The organism is Bacillus cereus group sp. TH152-1LC (assembly GCF_027710505.1).
Lineage (GTDB): Bacteria > Bacillota > Bacilli > Bacillales > Bacillaceae_G > Bacillus_A > Bacillus_A mobilis.
Genome location: NZ_JAQFNK010000015.1, coordinates 15,913 through 32,351 on the forward strand (window position 1 = coordinate 15,913; position 16,439 = coordinate 32,351).

Here is a 16,439-nt window from a genome sequence, read left to right on the forward strand (position 1 = left end):
TGTAAGCATATGCAATTACTCTATAGATTTTTATTTTTTTAATTTCACTCTTTGTAATCGTAATGCATTTAATACAACGGATACAGAACTAAATGCCATCGCCGCCCCAGCAACCCAAGGTGCCAAGAAACCGAACGCTGCAATTGGGATTCCTAATCCATTATAAGCTAGTGCCCAGAATAAATTTTGCTTAATATTTCTTATCGTCATCTTGCTCATAAAGATTGCATCAGCAATACTATTTAAATCACCACGGATTAACGTAATGTCTGCCGCTTCCATCGCTACATCCGTTCCTGTTCCAATTGCCATACCGATATCCGCCGTAGCCAGTGCAGGAGCATCATTTATTCCATCTCCAACCATCGCTACTTTCTTACCTTGCGCTTGCAGTTTTTTCACTTCTTCTGCTTTTCCTTCTGGTAATACTTCTGCAATTACGTGATCAATACCAACTTGCTTAGCAATTGCCTGAGCAGTTTGTGTATTATCTCCTGTAATCATAACAACGTCTAGACCCATTTTCTTAAGTCTGGCAATAGCTGCTTTTGAAGTATCTTTTACAGTATCTGCAACGGCCACTATACCAGCATATTCTTTATTGATCGCAATAAGCATTGCTGTTTTTCCTTCTCGTTCAAGCTCTTCCATCGATTTAGAAACTTCTTCAATATCAATATCGAATTTCTTCATTAATCGACGTGTACCAATTAGTAATTGTTTCCCTTCTACAACTGATTCGATACCGAATCCCGGAATCGCTTCAAATGTTTCTGAACTTGGGATATCAATTTTCTTTTCTTTAATTCCTTCTACAATCGCTTCTGCAAGTGGGTGTTCAGAATTTTTTTCTGCCGCACCTACTAAACGTAGTATTTCTTCTTCATGGAATCCATCTGCTACAATTACATCTGTTAACACCGGCTTCCCATTTGTCACAGTACCTGTTTTATCTAAAATAACTGTATCTAATCGGTGAGTTGCTTCTAAATGCTCCCCGCCTTTAAATAAAATGCCATACTCAGCCAATCTTCCTGATCCCGCCATAATAGACGTAGGCGTTGCAAGACCTAATGCACATGGACAAGCGATAACAAGTACGGCGATCATTTTCTCAAGTGCTCCGCCAAAATCACCAGGTGTAACAAATAGCATCCACACTGCAAATGTGATAATGGCAATTACAACTACAACTGGTACGAAAATACCTGAAATTTGATCCGCTACCCTTTGAATAGGAGCTTTTGAACCTTGAGCCTCTTCTACTACTTTAATAATTTGAGCTAATGCAGTATCTCTTCCTACCTTAGTTGCTTTCACTTTTAAAAAGCCATTTTTATTTATTGTAGAACCAATTACTACATCTCCAATTGTTTTATCAACCGGAATACTCTCGCCTGTTAACATCGATTCATCTATTGCTGACTTTCCTTCTACTATTTCCCCATCTACCGGGATTTTTTCACCTGGCTTTACATAAACGATATCACCAGCTACCACTTCTTCGATTAAAATTTTTATTTCTGTTCCATCTCGTACAACAGTAGCGGTTTTCGCCTGTAAACCCATTAATTTTTTAATTGCTTCTGACGAGCGTCCTTTTGCTTTCGCCTCAAATAATTTACCTAAAATAATTAATGTAATAAGTACTGCACTCGTTTCAAAATACAAGTCTGTCATATGTTCCGAAGAACCAATCGACCTAATACTTAAATACACACTGTAGAAATATGCCGCAGACGTTCCAAGTGCAACGAGAACATCCATATTGGCGCTTTTATTACGTAACGCTTTATAAGCCCCAACATAAAACTGCCCACCAATGATAAACTGAACTGGAGTTGCAAGAGCTAGCTGCACCCAAGGGTTCATAAGCATATCAGGTAAATAAATAAACGATGTAAATGAGAAATGACTTACCATTGCCCACAATAACGGAAATGATAAAATAAACGAAATGATAAATTTCTTCTTTTGTCGCTCAATTTCTTGTAAGCGATGATCAGTTGATCCATCTTGCTCATCTGATTTCACTTCTAATTTATATCCTAATTTCGTAATTGCACTCTTCATTTCATTTATATTAATTTCATCAGGATTAAAATCTACTGTAGCTGATTCTAAAGTGAAATTTACTGTCGCTCCGTTCACACCTTCTAACTTATTTAAACGTTTTTCTACTCTATTTGCACATGCTGCGCATGTCATCCCTGAAACAGTAAACTCAGCTTTATCACTGACAATTCCATACCCTAACGATTCAACTTTTTGCTTAAATTGTTGCGGATTTGTTTTTTGGGGATCATACATTATTTTTGTTTTTTCAAGTGCAAAATTTACATTTGCATCATGAACACCTTCTACTTTTTTTAGACCTTTTTCAATTCTATTTGCACATGCCGCACATGTCATTCCTGATATTTGAAGATTGGCCTCTTTTTGTTCATTCATGTCTCTCACCTCTATATACCCTCATAAGGTATAATTTTTAACAAAATAAATCGTACTTCCTATAAAGTACGATTTATTTCCATATCTAAAAATAATTATTGAACATCGTACCCTTGATCTTCAATTACAGCAACGATATCTTTTAACGTTACAACTGATGAGTCGATAGTAACTTCAACAGTACCTTCTGCTAATTGAACTTTCACTTGCTCAACACCGTTTAGTTCTTTCACGCTGCTTTCAATTGAATTTACACAATGTCCACAAGACATACCTTCAACTTGTAATGTTAACTGTTCCATTTAAAATCCTCCTCTTGTTTCTTCATTGTTTGTTAATCACAATTACATCTTACCATACCCCCCTAAGGTAATCAATGGTTTTGTATCATGATTTTTCAATTATTTTCTAAAAGTTTATTTTACACACACTTTTTCACACCAATACCTCGAAATCCTATATAAAAATAAACAAAAAAACAAGCCAGTGACATACTAGCTTGTTTTTACGCTTTTGAAAAACGTTCAAATACTGTCATTAATTCTTCAATTGCTTCGTCCCCATTGCCATCTTTAATAGCACCTGAAACACAATGACTTGTATGGTTTTTTAATACACCCATTCCTACTTTTTTCATCGCTGCATTAATCGCTGAAATTTGAACTAAAATATCCACGCAATAACGATCATTTTCAATCATATTTTGAATACCGCGGACTTGTCCTTCAATTCTCTTTAATCTATTTATAATTTGTTCTTTTTCTTTTTCTGATCTATGTGTTACCGCTTCATGCTCTTTATGATCCATATTATCACCTTCTTAAAGTTTCTCTTCATCCAATAAAATAATTGCTTTTACGAGTATACCAATTATAGCATTAATTATCTATGTATGATACCCCATATGAGTATATTTCCGCTCTATGCTTATTCTTAACAATTTATTAGCTTCTCAGTCTCAATTTTCATGATACCCTTTCCTTTTTTCAAAAAGAATAATAAGCGTAGATTATCTATCTCCGCTTATTATTCATCCATAAATATAATTATTGCTGATCACATACTTTTGTATCATTCACTACAGAAGTTCCTTCAACGGTTACCGTATGAAAACAGTCATTTACACGCACTGTCACAACATTATCTTGCCGATCAATAACGTGATATTCATTAAAATTTTTATTCAGAGCACTGCGAATTTGTTCTCCTTCATAAATTGGAATGCCATGTGATAAAACCCAAATAAGCCCAGCGATAGCAAGAATAGTTTTCATACGATCTACCTCCTTGAGAATATAGTGAACTTTTAATCCATGCTTTTGCAGCTCTACGAATCATGATTGGAATGAACTAAGCCTTTTTGGAAATAAGTTCATTTCGTCTATTTTATGTTTATGCTAATTGTGACCGAATTGTGACAACTTTTTGTCTCTTTAGACGAAAAGTTGAAACAAAACGTTCAAAAAGGACAATTCTACTTGCACAAACAAAAAGCTATGGAGAATTTCTCCATAGCCTTTCGTTTGCATTTGATTAGACAATCATTTCATTATATTTAATGTTAAATGTTTCAATTTGAATGGTAGCATGTTCAATATGGAACTCTTGCTTTAACATATCGATAATATTTTGAAGTACTTCTTGATCATCTTGCTTTTTATCAATCATTACATGGACGCTTAATGCATCTAATCCAGATGTAATTGTCCAAACATGAAGATCATGTAAATCACGTACACCTTCTATTCCTTTAATCGCTTGCTTCACTTTCTCTAGTTCAATTGCAACTGGTGTACCCTCCATAAGTATATGAATAGAATGTTTTGTTACTCCCCATGCGCTCTTTAAAATTAATAAAGCTACAACTACCGAGATAATTGGATCTGCAATATACCATGAGAATAATGACATAAGTGCACCAGCTACTAATGCTCCCACTGACCCTAAAGCATCCCCAAGAACATGTAAATACGCGCTACGTAAATTCACATTATTTTTCACGTCACCTTGTCTCATGAGTGCCCATGCACTGATTAAATTTGCTAGTAAACCAATTGATGCGATTAACATCATTGGACCACTTGCTACAGTTGGCGGTTCAAAAAAACGACCAATTGCTTCCCATACGATAAGCCCTGCTACAACAAATAATGTAATTCCATTGATTAATGCTGCTAAAATTTCAAAACGATAATATCCATACGTTTTTGTAGAAGTAACTGTTCTAGCTGCTAATCCAATAGCAATTAAACTTAATAATAATGAACTTGTATCACTTAACATATGTCCTGAATCTGATAATAAAGCTAAACTATTTGTAACTAGTCCCCCGAAAAATTCAAGGAACATAATAGTTGCTGTAATGACTAAAGCTGTAATTAATCCTTTTCTATTTCCTTTCCTACTCTCCTCAAAATGATGATGTCCATGGGAATGCCCGTGAGCATGCCCATGATGTTGGTGACCGTGATGATGTCCCATATAAATGCCTCCTTTTAATTTTGTTTTGTCTTTCATAATTCCACTATTAAATTTTTACCTTATTTACAAATGGCTCTTTTCTTATCTGAATCGAACTTGTTGGACAGCCGTCACTTGCCGCCAACATTGCTTGTAAGAAAGTTTTTGGAATACCCATTCTTCCTTGGTTGTTATCTAATACACCAAATGATTTTCCTCTTCCGTCTAATTGATATATATCAGGTGCTATAGAAGTACATAGTCCACATGCCTCACAATTCTTTTTATTTACAACCGTATAATGTAACAATTTAACTCACCTCCGTTTTTCTCATACAATACATAGGTAGGGTATATTAAATCGTTTATTTTACACCAGTTTTTCTTCTAAAGTTTCTATTTCCCTATTTAAATAATAATGGCATATCGGTTTTAAATCTTGATCCAATTCATAAACCAATGGTGTTCCTGTTGGAATATTTACATTTTTTATATCTTCATCTGAAATTTGATCTAAATATTTTACTAAAGCACGTATTGTATTGCCATGGGCTGCTATAATTACTTGTTTACCAGCTCTTACATTAGGAGCTATCTCTTCATTCCAATATGAAACAACTCGTTTCTTCGTATCTTCTAGATCTTCTGTAAGAGGAAACTCATACTCTTTTACCTCTCTATATTTCGGATGTGCTGCTTCATATCTTTCGTCATCTTTTGTAAGTGCTGGTGGGCGTACATTTGTTGAACGTCTCCATAAAGTTACTTGCTCATCGCCATATTTTCTCGTTGTTTCTTCCTTATTTAATCCTTGAAGCGCACCGTAATGTCGCTCATTTAATTTCCATGTTTTATGAACAGGTAGCCACATCAAATCCATTTCTTCGAGAGTAATCCATAAAGTACGCATCGCTCTTCTCAAAACAGATGTATATGCTATATCAAATGAGAAACCATTAGCTTTCAGCATTACTCCGGCTTCTCTTGCTTCTTGCAAACCTTTACTAGATAAATCAACATCCGTCCAACCTGTAAACCTATTTTCAACATTCCATTCACTTTGTCCGTGTCGTATTAAAACTAGCTTTACCATACTTATTATCTCCTCTCCTTTTAAAGTTGCATTTTCATAAAGAAGTATCTTTATGAAAATGCATAATTACATATCAACTTCTTTATTCTTCATTTCAATACTATGACTACACGCTAATTCAATTAATCCATTTACGTGAGAGTCATCTAATGAATAAAAAACAAGTTTCCCCTCTTTACGCTTTTTCGCTAATCCTATCGTTTGTAATAGTCTTAAGTGATGTGAAGCTGTTGCAATACTACTATGAATAATACTTGCGACATCACGTACACAAAGCTCTTTTTCTGTATACAACGCATAAGCAATTTTCAAACGTGTTTCATCTGCAAGTGCCTTAAACATTTTCGCTACACTACTTATATTTTCTTTCTCTAGCATGTCACTTGCATGTTTTACTTTTTGCTCATCATGATAGCAAAGTTCACAATGCTCTTCCTTCATATGTAACACCTCTTATTCAAATACATATTTGATTATGTATGTAGTATACCTTATAAACAAGAAACATTCAAATGTTTATTTGAATGTTTCTTGTTTATATTAAAAATCCCACTGATTATTAACCCACAGCTATCAATCTTATGAGCTTACCGATTGTTAATACCGGATAAATCAAACCGGTTTTCTTTTAGTATTCCTCCGGAGAAAAATAAAACTTTGTAAAGAGCTCCCATATAAGCTCGTTTCTACTGCATACTCCGACCTTTTCAAAAATTGACTTGAAATGATCCTGAACTGTATACGTAGAAATACACAATTCTTTTGCCACTTCTTTTGTTGACATCCCTCTAACAATTCCTACTATCACTTCTTTCTCTCTTTGAGACAAACTATAAGAATCTGCAAGAAGAGGAAAAACTTCTTCTGGCCGTGCACTTTCGAACAAAACCCTATATCCTGTATGACAACTACTGTAACCTTCTAGCCTGCTCGCACGAATAACCAAAAATTGCCCACATGTTAAACTTATACAGACTGTTGCTTCTTTATTAGTTTCATGCGCTTTTACTTTCGAACAAACTGCCCGTATCGGCCTCGGAATGTCATCTTCATTCAATTGCTCATATTTTCTAAAGTTTGATAACCATATGTACCCTGTTTCATCCCAATAATTTAGTCTAAGATTTTCATTTAATACAATCATACCCCTTCCTACTACTTTTACTTGTTCTTCTGACCGGATTATAAAGGATGTTCTTAAAGTATCTCCTGCCAATAAACCCACCTTCGATAAATACTTACATTCATCATGCTGAAAAGGTACTTTTGTATTATCTCGAAACAGACTTAAGTGTCCAAAACATTTTCCTTTACTCATACAAACCACTCTTACTTCATCTATAAAACCGGCTGGTTTTAAAATATTTCGATACCTAGTACTTTTTATCGGATTATCATTTGTGACAATACGTATCGCACCAACATGAGGGACCTTTGATGCTAAATCTTTAAATTTGTTGTAATCATCCTCTAAAAATTCATTCATAAATAACTGCGAATGCAGTTGTTCAATTCTTCGATCTGTATATGCCCCGGTTGTTAAAAATGTGCGTGGGTCTATAGCGGCAAAACAGGACGCATCAAAAGGAATTACCTTTTTTAAAATATTTAAAAACTCTTTTTGAAATTGTCTAATTGATCTCTCACTTTTCATCAACACTGTTATTTCTTTCGTTGCCTGTTCATAAATCATCTTGATTTCCCCCCAGATTTATGGGATTGTTTCCTCTAACCATTTTATTTCATAATAAAGTGAAACTTTATTGTAAAAGAGGAGGCTAAAAAATGAGCTGGAATGATCATACTGTACATACATATGAACGAACAATCCCGTTAAAAATCCCTGGATATTTTACCCTTTATGAAATGGTGAACCATTTTTTATTTACGACACTCCCTAAAGAAAACATGAAGCCAAATTTACTAGTTATAGGTGCTGGTGGTGGACAAGAAATTCTCTCAATAGGTAAACAAAATAGCAACTTATCTTTTACAGGTGTGGATCCATCTCAAAGCATGCTACAGTTAGCTAAAAAAAGAATTGAACACGAAGACTTGCAAAATCAAATTCACTTTGTACATGGAACTGTTCATTCATTATTAACCAATCCATTATTTGACGCTGCTACTTGTATGCTTGTTCTTCACTTCATCCCAACTATGAAGGAGAAAATAGAGTTACTTAATGAAATTAGTAGTCGCTTAAAGCCAGGTGCTCCATTCTTTCTCTCTTCAATAAATGGTATACCCCATACAAGTATGTTTTCTGCACAATTAAATGCTTGGCGCAACCATATGATGCAAAATCAAATTCCATTAAAAGATTGGGACCGATTTGAAAATTCTTTTGAAACAGAAATATTTCCTATTTCCGAAACAAATCTACTAACTATTATGGAGGAATGTGGCTTTACTCACATCACTCGCTTTTTCAGTAGCTTTTTAATTGATGGATACGTTGCCTTTAAACAATAATGAAAAAAGGTAAGCAATTGCTTACCTTTTCCCCTCTTCTATACGTGACTAATAAACCTTAACCCTTTACTTAAAGAAGTCGGCACAACTGATGCATGATTCTCCCCTTCAGCCTCATAAAACGTAAATCTAAACTGATCATGTTTTACTTGGAGAAGACGCTCTGACAATTCGTTTGCCCCTACAACCATATGCTCTCGTTCTAGTGACCCCACTGTAAGAAATACTCCCGTTTCAAACTTAGCACTGTTTAATTCACTCATAAGGTTCTCTTCTTTTTCAAGCACAGATTGGTTATTCCACCAAATAGATGGACTACTAATAAAATAATTTTGAAAAGCATTTACGTTTGTAAATAGTATATGTAAAGCAAATAAACCACCTAGCGAATGCCCAAATAACGTTTGTTTTCCTTTATCAATCTCAAAATCATTTTCGATTTGAGGCTTCAGTTCTTTTTCTATAAAAGTAAAGAAGTTATGTGCTCCTCCTGTTTTAGGCCACGGTTTGCCATCCGGTTTTAAAGGCGCATCTTTTGAAATTACACTAGGCGTAAAATCATAGCATCTTTCTTCACCTGAAAATGCACCTTCAATTGGATAACCAATACCGACTATAATGGCTGGTGAAACACCTGTTTTTTCTGCTCTAACTGATTGTATTTTAACTGCTTCATGGAATGTTTGAAAAAAGGCATTGCCATCTAATACGTATATAACAGGATAGCCTGACTCTGGTGCTGGCTGCCTCGGCTTTGAAATATGAATTTGATATTCCTTACCTTCTAGTTTTGAATACATTTTCCACTGCTCTGTATTAAATGTTATAATCTGCTGTTTTTCAATCGTAGTATTCATCCTATATCCCCCCTTCTTAACTCGTTACATATATTTCAACTTTCTCTTCTTGAGAGACAACGCTATCGTATCCAAAGCAAACAGGAGATCCGTTATATGGATCAATCATGACACGCGCATCAATATGAAATACTTCTTTTAACACTTCATTTGTAATGATTTCTTCTGGGCTACCAGTTGTAACGATTTCCCCTTCCTTCATTGCAATAATTTCATCTGAAAACCTTGCTGCATGGTTAATATCATGTAGTACCATTACGACCGTACAATTATGTTCTTTATTTAATTTCTCCACAATTTGTAATACATCTAATTGATGAGACATATCAAGATATGTCGTGGGTTCATCTAGTAGTAACACTTCTGTCTCTTGTGCTAAAGCCATCGCTAGCCATACCTTTTGCCTTTGACCACCTGATAAATTTGCAATTTGTCTCGTTCGAAATTCAGAAGTTTTCGTTATTTCTAATGCCCAATCAATCATTTCTTTATCTTTTGAAGTTAACTTATTTACGTTATTTCGATGTGGGTAGCGTCCATAAGAAATTAACTCTTCTACTTTAAGCTCTCCTGGCGCAATTGGAGTTTGCGGAAGTAAAGCTAACTGCTTTGCAATTTCTTTCGTTGGAATTGTATGTAAATCCTGTCCTTGTAAATAGACTTTACCGCTCTTTTGCTTTAAAATTCTTCCCATTGTTTTTAACAATGTCGATTTACCGCACCCGTTTGGCCCTATAATTGTCGTTACTTTTCCTTCTTGTATTTCCACATTTAAATCGCGAAACACTGTAAGCTTTTCATAACTCGTTTCTAAATTTTTTGCACTTAAAATACTCACTTTTATTCCTCCTCTTACGCTTTCGCCTTATAAAGTAAATATAAGAAATACGGTACACCGACAATAGAAATAACGATTCCAACTGGTAACTCTACAGGTGTGAACACTGTTTTTGCAATAAAGTCTGAAGCAATTACAAGGAACATTCCGATTACTCCGCACGTAGGAATGATATATTTATGCTGAATACCGACTAGCCTTTTCGCTATATGCGGTGCCATTAGTCCAATGAAGCCAATACTTCCTGAAACAGCAACACATGCGCTCACAAGTCCGATACTACTTAGTAGTAAAATAGATTTCTCTCTTTCAACTGAAACACCTAAACTTGTAATACTCGTTTCTTCCAATTGAAATAAATCTAATAAATAAGCTTTCTTTTGTATAAGCGGAATTAATATGATAAGCCACGGCAACATAGCAACAATATACTTCCAGTTTGCGCTATATATGCTTCCAGACACCCAAACTGCAGCCATCTCGAAATCAGTTGACTTCATTTTGAGTGATAAGTACATAGAAAATGCTCCAAATCCTGATCCAATTGCAATCCCTGTTAATAAAAGACGTTGCGAATCTAGCTTACCGTTTTTCCATGAAAACAGATAAATGATGATAGCTGCACCTAATCCGCCGACTAAACCAAACATTGGCATCATCATAATAGACATCCAGTCTGTGCTCTTTAATTGCCCTTGAAAGAAAAACATAAAAATAACGATGGCTGTTCCGGCTCCAGCATTCACTCCTAAAATACCTGGGTCTGCCAACCCATTTCTCGTAATCCCTTGAATAACAGCACCTGCAACGCCAAGGCCTAATCCTACTAACCCAGCAATTACGATGCGTGGAAGACGAAAATCAAAGATAACTAGATCATGTTCTGGTACTGGATCAATTCTAAAAAGTGTTTTAAATACATCCGTAATCGTAATATCAAACGTACCGTTCGTTAAACTAATATAAATAGCACCAAAAATTAAAAATATAATAATCCCCATTGTCATTCCGAAACGTTGACTTGAACTTTTAGGCATGTCTCTCTCCCCCTCTTGTACGGATTAAATAAAGGAAGAACGGAATTCCAATTAAGGAGGTAACGACGCCAATTGGTGTTTCAAATGGATAGTTTACAAATCTACTCAAAACGTCACATAATGCTAAGAAAACTCCGCCAATAACACCTGCACATGGCAAGATCCACTTATAATCTACCCCAATTATAAAGCGAGTAATGTGCGGAATAATTAAACCTACAAAACCTACTTTCCCGACTAATGCAACTGCTGTTCCTGTTAAAAGAATAACGGATAAAATCGCCATCCCTTTAACTAGTTTTGTACGTTGTCCTAGATTAATAGATACCTCTTCTCCTAAAGAAAGAATTGTAATAGATTTTGATATTACTAATGCTAAAGCTATCCCAATTATCCCAAAAGGTATCGTGATTATAATTACATTAGGGTCCACTTGATCTAACTTTGCATTAAACCAAAAACTAACATTTTGAGAAATTTGGAAATACGAAGCCATCGCAGCAGATACACTACTTAAAAATGTTCCTATAACTGTTCCGATAATCGCTAACCTAACTGGTGATAAGCCATTTTGAAGGAGCGAACCAAAACCAAACACAATACCTGCTCCTAATGCAGAACCAATCATTGAGCATAAAACCATACCAATTGATGACATTACTGGAAGAAAAATCATACAAAGTGTAATAACAAAAGCTGCACCATCCGTCACACCCATAATAGAAGGGGATGCAAGATAGTTTCTTGTCATCCCCTGCATAAGTGCTCCTGATATGGCTAGAAATGCTCCGACTAAAAGAGCTGCAACTACCCTTGGTAAACGTGAAGTAATAATAATATTATGATTTACATCACTTGAATCAAAATGAAATAATGCATTCCACACTGTTTGAGCATCAATGTTTTTCGCACCATATAAAATAGAAAGTATCACTGTCAATAAAATCAATATGGGCGCTATACATAAAATGGTTACTGGTACCGCATTCGTTTTCTGCATATCATTCAACGCACCTTACTTATTGTATTATTTAGATAAATTTTTCACCGCTTCTTTTAAGAATGCTGTTTTACTCCAAGCTGTACCACCTTGTGCCATTGGATCTACTACGTTTACAAATACGTTCTTTTCTTTCGCAGCATTCATACTTTGCCAAATTGGATTCTTTTCAATGTCTTCTAACACTTTCGGTTTATTATTTTCACTAGCCTCGTATTGTAAGAAGATATAATCAGGATTAACTTCAGCTAATTTTTCTAAAGAAATCTTTTCTTGTGCTTTTACCGTTTTAAGTTGTTCTGGAGCAGTTAGTCCAAGATCTTTATAAATTACAGGATTAAAGTATACTCCTTCTGGGTATAGGAATAAGTCGTTTGCTCTTAGTCTAATGACAAGTACTTTTTTGTCTTTTAACTTATCTCCTAATTTTGCTTTTGCTTTTTCAGCATCCGTATTGTAATCTTTAATAATCTTTTCTGCTTTATCTTTTTTACCAGTTAATTCTCCCATTAACTTTAAATTGTCTTCCCAATTTGTTGAAACGTGCGATACTGGGAATGTCGGAGCTACTTTCGTGAACTTCTCAGCTGTTTCTGCTGGGAATTTCGTACTTGATGTAATTACATCTGGTTTTAATTGTAGTAATGTTTCAAAATTTGGTTCCATCTTCTCACCAACAGATTTTGCACCTTCTAAATCTTTTTCAAGATACTTCGGTAATTTACCACCAACAGTAATAGCACCTACTGGCTTAATACCAAGTACCGCTGCATCTTCCATTGACTCTAAACTAGCTGTCGCAATTTTATCTACTTTTGCTGGCACTGTATATTCTTTACCTAAATATGTAATTTTTCTTTTTTCGTCTTTTTTCGTTTCCGTAGCTTTTGTCTGTTGCTTTTGCTCCCCAGAAGTTTTATCAGCGCTATTACATGCCGCTAGTCCTACACTTAAAACTGTAACCATCCCTAAAGTAAATAACTTCTTGTTCATCTTTATATAACTCCTCTCGAATTCTCAAACTATATTCTCAATAAAATTTAACTATATGAAACTTGTCTCACGTATATATTTCATTAGATTAATAATTTTATCCAGAACTCATTCTCGTTCACTTCCCCTAAACTATAATTCTTCTACACTTCATCCATTGATAACCTTTTTCACTGATAATGATTATCGTTACTAAGTATATATTTAATATGCAATTATTTCAAGAAAGATTTGAAAAATTTTAACAAACTGAATAAAAAAGAAGTATCCACCTAAACTTAGGAAGATACTTCTTTTTTTAGAAATTCATATGTAATTCAACTGGGCAATGGTCTGATCCCATTACTTCACTATTAATTTTCGCCTCTGTTATTTGATCTTTCATTCTTTTCGAAACAACAAAATAATCTAAACGCCATCCAATATTTTTTGCTCTCGCTCCCATACGATACGACCACCATGAGTATGCGCCTTCCTGATCAGGATACAGATAACGATACGTATCAATAAATCCTTCTTCTAAAATACGTGTGAGTTTCTCTCGTTCCTCATCAGAGAATCCAGGATTTTTACGATTACTTTTTGGATTTTTTAAATCAATTTCTTTATGAGCAACGTTTAAATCACCGCAAAAAACAACTGGTTTCTTCTCATCTAACCCTTTAATATAAGCCCGGAAATCATCTTCCCATTTCATTCTGTAATCTAATCGTTCTAATCCACGTTTTGAATTTGGTGTATATAACGTTATCATATAAAAATCTTCGAATTCTAAAGTAATAACTCGGCCTTCTTGATCATGCTCTTCAATCCCTAAACCGTACGTTACAGATAGCGGTTCTTTTTTCGAAAAAATAGCCGTTCCTGAATAACCTTTTTTCACAGCATAATTCCAGTATGTATAGTATCCCTCTAGATTTAAATCAATTTGCCCATCTTGTAATTTAATCTCTTGTAAACAAAATATATCAGCATTTGATTCCTCAAGATAGTCTAAAAATCCACCTTTTGCGATAACTGCTCGCAAACCATTTACATTCCACGAAATTAACTTCACCTATAGTCCTCCTCTTGATGTTCACTTTCAAATTTCATGCTATCACAAAATAGAAAAACAAGCATATTTCATCTTTGTAATCTTGCTCTTACATTTGTGAATACATACATACGCACTTTATTCAGGTTATACTAATTTCAGAGGTGATGTTCTTTGCACAATGAAGGGATTACGTTAACAAATGAGCATTGGCAAGCAATTATTCATAATGATTCTTCCTATGATAGCAAATTCTTTTATGCTGTGAAATCAACCGGAATCTTTTGCCGGCCTTCATGCAAATCAAGAATACCGAATAGAAACAATGTACGAATTTTTCATCATGCAGAGCAAGCATTAAGTGAAAACTTTCGCCCTTGCAAACGTTGTAAGCCACATGGGCTCACTTTACCTAATGAAGAGTGGGTAGAACAAATTAAAGATTATATCGAAAAACACTTCGATGAATTATTAACTCTCGATATACTTGCAGAAATGTGCCATGGTAGCCCATTTCATTTACAACGCACTTTCAAAAAAACAACAGGAATAAGTCCAATAGAATATATACTACAATTCAGGATTATTAAAGCAGCAGAACAGCTATTACAAACAAATCAATCCATTAAAGAAATTAGTACTGCTGTCGGGATAGAAAACCCCGAGTATTTTGCAACTTTATTTAAAAAGAAAACTGGGTTTACTCCTACTGAATATCGAAAAAAGAACGAAATGAAAGAAGGATATAATAATGAATTCCAACAAAAATAAATTTATTTATTGGACGCTACTTACACATAAGAATTGGCAGTTTCATATTGCTGCAACAGAAAATGGGCTATGCTTCATTGGATCACAAGATGAAAATTTTGAAGAACTAAATATATGGGCTAGAAAAAAATTGCCACAACATATATTGGCCTGTAATCCAAATTATCTACAATCATATGCGAAAGAAGTTACCGAGTATTTAGAAAGTAAACGAGAAAATTTTACATTCCCTATCGATGCTTACGGAACTGATTTTCAATTATCTGTTTGGAATGCGGTACGTGAAATTCCTTATGGGAAAACATATTCTTATTCAGAAATTGCCGAAAGAATGCAAAAGCCTACGGCTGTACGTGCTGTTGCTACTGCTATTGCTGCCAACCCTCTCCTTATTACAATTCCTTGCCATCGTGTTATTGGAAAAAATGGTAAGTTAACTGGATTTAGAGGTGGATTAGCAATGAAGCAAGAATTGCTTACATTAGAAAAATCGCAGGTAAAATGCATATGACAGCAGAAGATACTAGTAGATTAACTTTAGCAGTTCCAACAGAATTTAGTTTCCAAGAAAATGTACGCTATCTATCGCGTTCTAACAATGAATGTATGTTCCACATTGAAGATAACAAAATTTATAAAGTGATCCCTGTTCACGATGTAAACCTTTTAGTTGAAATTAGTATGAATATGGATGGACATATTCAAATACGTTTTTTAGAAGAATTATATACATCTGAAGAATCAATATGCGAAGCTGTAGCTCACTATGTGAAAGAGTGGTTTGATTTAACTACTGATTTAGCTCCCTTTTATACATTAGCTAAACGTGATGTACTCCTTCAAAGACCAATTGAACAATATTATGGCCTTCGTACTTTAGGTATTCCAGACTTATTTGAAGCACTTTCCTGGGGAATTATCGGTCAGCAAATTAATCTCACATATGCTTATACGCTAAAAAAACGATTAGTCGAACACTATGGAAATTATGTAGAATGGAACGGTAGAAAACATTGGATATTCCCTTCTCCTGAAACGATTGCCAATTTACATGTAGAAGATCTCAAAAACTTAAAAATGACGACTAGAAAATGTGAATATTTAATCGGTATTGCAAAGCTTATTACAGAAGGAAAACTATCAAAAGAATCTTTACTGCAAATACAAGATGTGAAACAAGCTGAAAAACAATTAACTGCTATACATGGTATAGGACCGTGGACTGCCAACTATGTTTTAATGCGCTGTTTACGATTTCCTTCCGCTTTTCCAATTGACGATGTTGGCTTGCACAATGCAATTAAATATATAACAGGTTCTGAAAGTAAACCGACTAAACAGGAAATAAAAGATTTTGCGGCAAATTGGACCAACTGGGAGTCTTACGCAACTTTTTATTTGTGGCGAGTATTATACTAAAAAACCAAG

The 16,439-nt window shown here is 34.7% G+C and carries 19 protein-coding genes; 4 read left to right on the forward strand and 15 right to left on the reverse strand.

The annotated features are described in order from the left end of the window. Window positions 1-30: 30 nt before the first annotated feature. From PDL00_RS24755 to PDL00_RS24795, 9 genes are all read right to left on the reverse strand, one after another. Window positions 31-2,451 carry a heavy metal translocating P-type ATPase gene (locus PDL00_RS24755; RefSeq protein WP_270731774.1) on the reverse strand — a complete coding sequence of 807 codons (2,421 nt, stop codon included), beginning with the start codon at window positions 2,449-2,451 and terminating at the stop codon, window positions 31-33. Between the two features lie 95 nt (window positions 2,452-2,546). Next, on the reverse strand, window positions 2,547-2,753 hold the full coding sequence (gene copZ / locus PDL00_RS24760; RefSeq protein ID WP_000436980.1) for a copper chaperone CopZ: 207 nt from the start codon (window positions 2,751-2,753) through the stop codon (window positions 2,547-2,549). Between the two features lie 203 nt (window positions 2,754-2,956). Continuing rightward, the gene (locus PDL00_RS24765) at window positions 2,957-3,259 is read right to left on the reverse strand and encodes a metal-sensing transcriptional repressor (RefSeq protein ID WP_000349636.1); all 303 of its coding nucleotides are present in this window, start codon (window positions 3,257-3,259) and stop codon (window positions 2,957-2,959) included. A gap of 238 nt (window positions 3,260-3,497) precedes the next feature. Next, entirely contained in the window at window positions 3,498-3,725 is a 228-nt protein-coding gene (locus PDL00_RS24770) for a hypothetical protein (RefSeq protein WP_000849106.1), read from the reverse strand. A gap of 259 nt (window positions 3,726-3,984) precedes the next feature. After that, entirely contained in the window at window positions 3,985-4,932 is a 948-nt protein-coding gene (locus PDL00_RS24775; protein ID WP_270731777.1) for a cation diffusion facilitator family transporter, read from the reverse strand. A gap of 46 nt (window positions 4,933-4,978) precedes the next feature. Further along, window positions 4,979-5,221 carry a ferredoxin gene (locus tag PDL00_RS24780; RefSeq protein ID WP_242250744.1) on the reverse strand — a complete coding sequence of 81 codons (243 nt, stop codon included), beginning with the start codon at window positions 5,219-5,221 and terminating at the stop codon, window positions 4,979-4,981. Between the two features lie 60 nt (window positions 5,222-5,281). Beyond that, window positions 5,282-6,004 carry a 2,3-diphosphoglycerate-dependent phosphoglycerate mutase gene (gene gpmA / locus PDL00_RS24785; RefSeq protein ID WP_242250743.1) on the reverse strand — a complete coding sequence of 241 codons (723 nt, stop codon included), beginning with the start codon at window positions 6,002-6,004 and terminating at the stop codon, window positions 5,282-5,284. Window positions 6,005-6,070: 66 nt separating this feature from the next. Then, the gene (locus PDL00_RS24790; RefSeq protein WP_270731780.1) at window positions 6,071-6,445 is read right to left on the reverse strand and encodes an ArsR/SmtB family transcription factor; all 375 of its coding nucleotides are present in this window, start codon (window positions 6,443-6,445) and stop codon (window positions 6,071-6,073) included. Window positions 6,446-6,632: 187 nt separating this feature from the next. Next, entirely contained in the window at window positions 6,633-7,697 is a 1,065-nt protein-coding gene (locus tag PDL00_RS24795; protein WP_270731783.1) for a helix-turn-helix transcriptional regulator, read from the reverse strand. 92 nt (window positions 7,698-7,789) lie between these two features. Between PDL00_RS24795 and PDL00_RS24800 the strand changes: the two genes are divergently transcribed. Then, window positions 7,790-8,479: a class I SAM-dependent methyltransferase gene (locus PDL00_RS24800; protein ID WP_270731786.1), complete on the forward strand. Its 690-nt coding sequence runs from the start codon at window positions 7,790-7,792 to the stop codon at window positions 8,477-8,479. 38 nt (window positions 8,480-8,517) lie between these two features. On the opposite strand, the gene PDL00_RS24805 is transcribed toward PDL00_RS24800, so the two are convergent. The 6 genes from PDL00_RS24805 to PDL00_RS24830 all read right to left on the reverse strand — a co-directional run bounded on the left by PDL00_RS24805 (window position 8,518) and on the right by PDL00_RS24830 (window position 14,261). Then, window positions 8,518-9,336, reverse strand: a complete 819-nt coding sequence (locus tag PDL00_RS24805) for an alpha/beta hydrolase (RefSeq protein WP_242250739.1) — start codon at window positions 9,334-9,336, stop codon at window positions 8,518-8,520. Window positions 9,337-9,352: 16 nt separating this feature from the next. After that, window positions 9,353-10,174 carry an ABC transporter ATP-binding protein gene (locus tag PDL00_RS24810; RefSeq protein ID WP_098585681.1) on the reverse strand — a complete coding sequence of 274 codons (822 nt, stop codon included), beginning with the start codon at window positions 10,172-10,174 and terminating at the stop codon, window positions 9,353-9,355. A gap of 14 nt (window positions 10,175-10,188) precedes the next feature. After that, window positions 10,189-11,211 (reverse strand): FecCD family ABC transporter permease, encoded by a 1,023-nt coding sequence (locus tag PDL00_RS24815; RefSeq protein ID WP_061678140.1) that lies wholly within the window; start codon window positions 11,209-11,211, stop codon window positions 10,189-10,191. Then, on the reverse strand, window positions 11,204-12,211 hold the full coding sequence (locus PDL00_RS24820; protein WP_270731789.1) for a FecCD family ABC transporter permease: 1,008 nt from the start codon (window positions 12,209-12,211) through the stop codon (window positions 11,204-11,206). Before PDL00_RS24820 ends, PDL00_RS24815 begins: the two co-directional genes overlap by 8 nt. A gap of 27 nt (window positions 12,212-12,238) precedes the next feature. Further along, window positions 12,239-13,204, reverse strand: coding sequence for an iron-hydroxamate ABC transporter substrate-binding protein (locus tag PDL00_RS24825; protein ID WP_242250737.1), 966 nt, complete (start codon window positions 13,202-13,204; stop codon window positions 12,239-12,241). Window positions 13,205-13,502: 298 nt separating this feature from the next. Further along, window positions 13,503-14,261, reverse strand: coding sequence for an exodeoxyribonuclease III (locus PDL00_RS24830; RefSeq protein WP_242250736.1), 759 nt, complete (start codon window positions 14,259-14,261; stop codon window positions 13,503-13,505). Between the two features lie 153 nt (window positions 14,262-14,414). On the opposite strand from PDL00_RS24830, the gene PDL00_RS24835 reads away from it, so the two are divergent. The 3 genes from PDL00_RS24835 to PDL00_RS24845 are packed head-to-tail and all read left to right on the forward strand — an operon-like array spanning window position 14,415 to window position 16,430. Next, window positions 14,415-15,011 (forward strand): bifunctional transcriptional activator/DNA repair enzyme AdaA, encoded by a 597-nt coding sequence (locus tag PDL00_RS24835; RefSeq protein WP_270731792.1) that lies wholly within the window; start codon window positions 14,415-14,417, stop codon window positions 15,009-15,011. Further along, window positions 14,992-15,522, forward strand: coding sequence for a methylated-DNA--[protein]-cysteine S-methyltransferase (locus PDL00_RS24840; RefSeq protein ID WP_097816803.1), 531 nt, complete (start codon window positions 14,992-14,994; stop codon window positions 15,520-15,522). The genes PDL00_RS24835 and PDL00_RS24840 overlap by 20 nt, the downstream gene beginning before the upstream one ends. Continuing rightward, on the forward strand, window positions 15,519-16,430 hold the full coding sequence (locus PDL00_RS24845; protein WP_242250734.1) for a DNA-3-methyladenine glycosylase family protein: 912 nt from the start codon (window positions 15,519-15,521) through the stop codon (window positions 16,428-16,430). Before PDL00_RS24840 ends, PDL00_RS24845 begins: the two co-directional genes overlap by 4 nt. Window positions 16,431-16,439 lie beyond the last annotated feature (9 nt).

Excerpts from the sequence above, each read along its gene's own strand:
- PDL00_RS24755 (WP_270731774.1), bottom strand. The coding sequence starts at position 2,451 with ATGAATGAACAAAAAGAGGCCAATCTTCAAATATCAGGAATGACATGT.
- copZ (WP_000436980.1), bottom strand. The coding sequence starts at position 2,753 with ATGGAACAGTTAACATTACAAGTTGAAGGTATGTCTTGTGGACATTGT.
- PDL00_RS24765 (WP_000349636.1), bottom strand. The coding sequence starts at position 3,259 with ATGGATCATAAAGAGCATGAAGCGGTAACACATAGATCAGAAAAAGAA.
- PDL00_RS24770 (WP_000849106.1), bottom strand. The coding sequence starts at position 3,725 with ATGAAAACTATTCTTGCTATCGCTGGGCTTATTTGGGTTTTATCACAT.
- PDL00_RS24775 (WP_270731777.1), bottom strand. The coding sequence starts at position 4,932 with ATGGGACATCATCACGGTCACCAACATCATGGGCATGCTCACGGGCAT.
- gpmA (WP_242250743.1), bottom strand. The coding sequence starts at position 6,004 with ATGGTAAAGCTAGTTTTAATACGACACGGACAAAGTGAATGGAATGTT.
- PDL00_RS24790 (WP_270731780.1), bottom strand. The coding sequence starts at position 6,445 with ATGAAGGAAGAGCATTGTGAACTTTGCTATCATGATGAGCAAAAAGTA.
- PDL00_RS24795 (WP_270731783.1), bottom strand. The coding sequence starts at position 7,697 with ATGATTTATGAACAGGCAACGAAAGAAATAACAGTGTTGATGAAAAGT.
- PDL00_RS24800 (WP_270731786.1), top strand. The coding sequence starts at position 7,790 with ATGAGCTGGAATGATCATACTGTACATACATATGAACGAACAATCCCG.
- PDL00_RS24805 (WP_242250739.1), bottom strand. The coding sequence starts at position 9,336 with ATGAATACTACGATTGAAAAACAGCAGATTATAACATTTAATACAGAG.
- PDL00_RS24815 (WP_061678140.1), bottom strand. The coding sequence starts at position 11,211 with ATGCCTAAAAGTTCAAGTCAACGTTTCGGAATGACAATGGGGATTATT.
- PDL00_RS24820 (WP_270731789.1), bottom strand. The coding sequence starts at position 12,211 with ATGCAGAAAACGAATGCGGTACCAGTAACCATTTTATGTATAGCGCCC.
- PDL00_RS24825 (WP_242250737.1), bottom strand. The coding sequence starts at position 13,204 with ATGAACAAGAAGTTATTTACTTTAGGGATGGTTACAGTTTTAAGTGTA.
- PDL00_RS24840 (WP_097816803.1), top strand. The coding sequence starts at position 14,992 with ATGAATTCCAACAAAAATAAATTTATTTATTGGACGCTACTTACACAT.
- PDL00_RS24845 (WP_242250734.1), top strand. The coding sequence starts at position 15,519 with ATGACAGCAGAAGATACTAGTAGATTAACTTTAGCAGTTCCAACAGAA.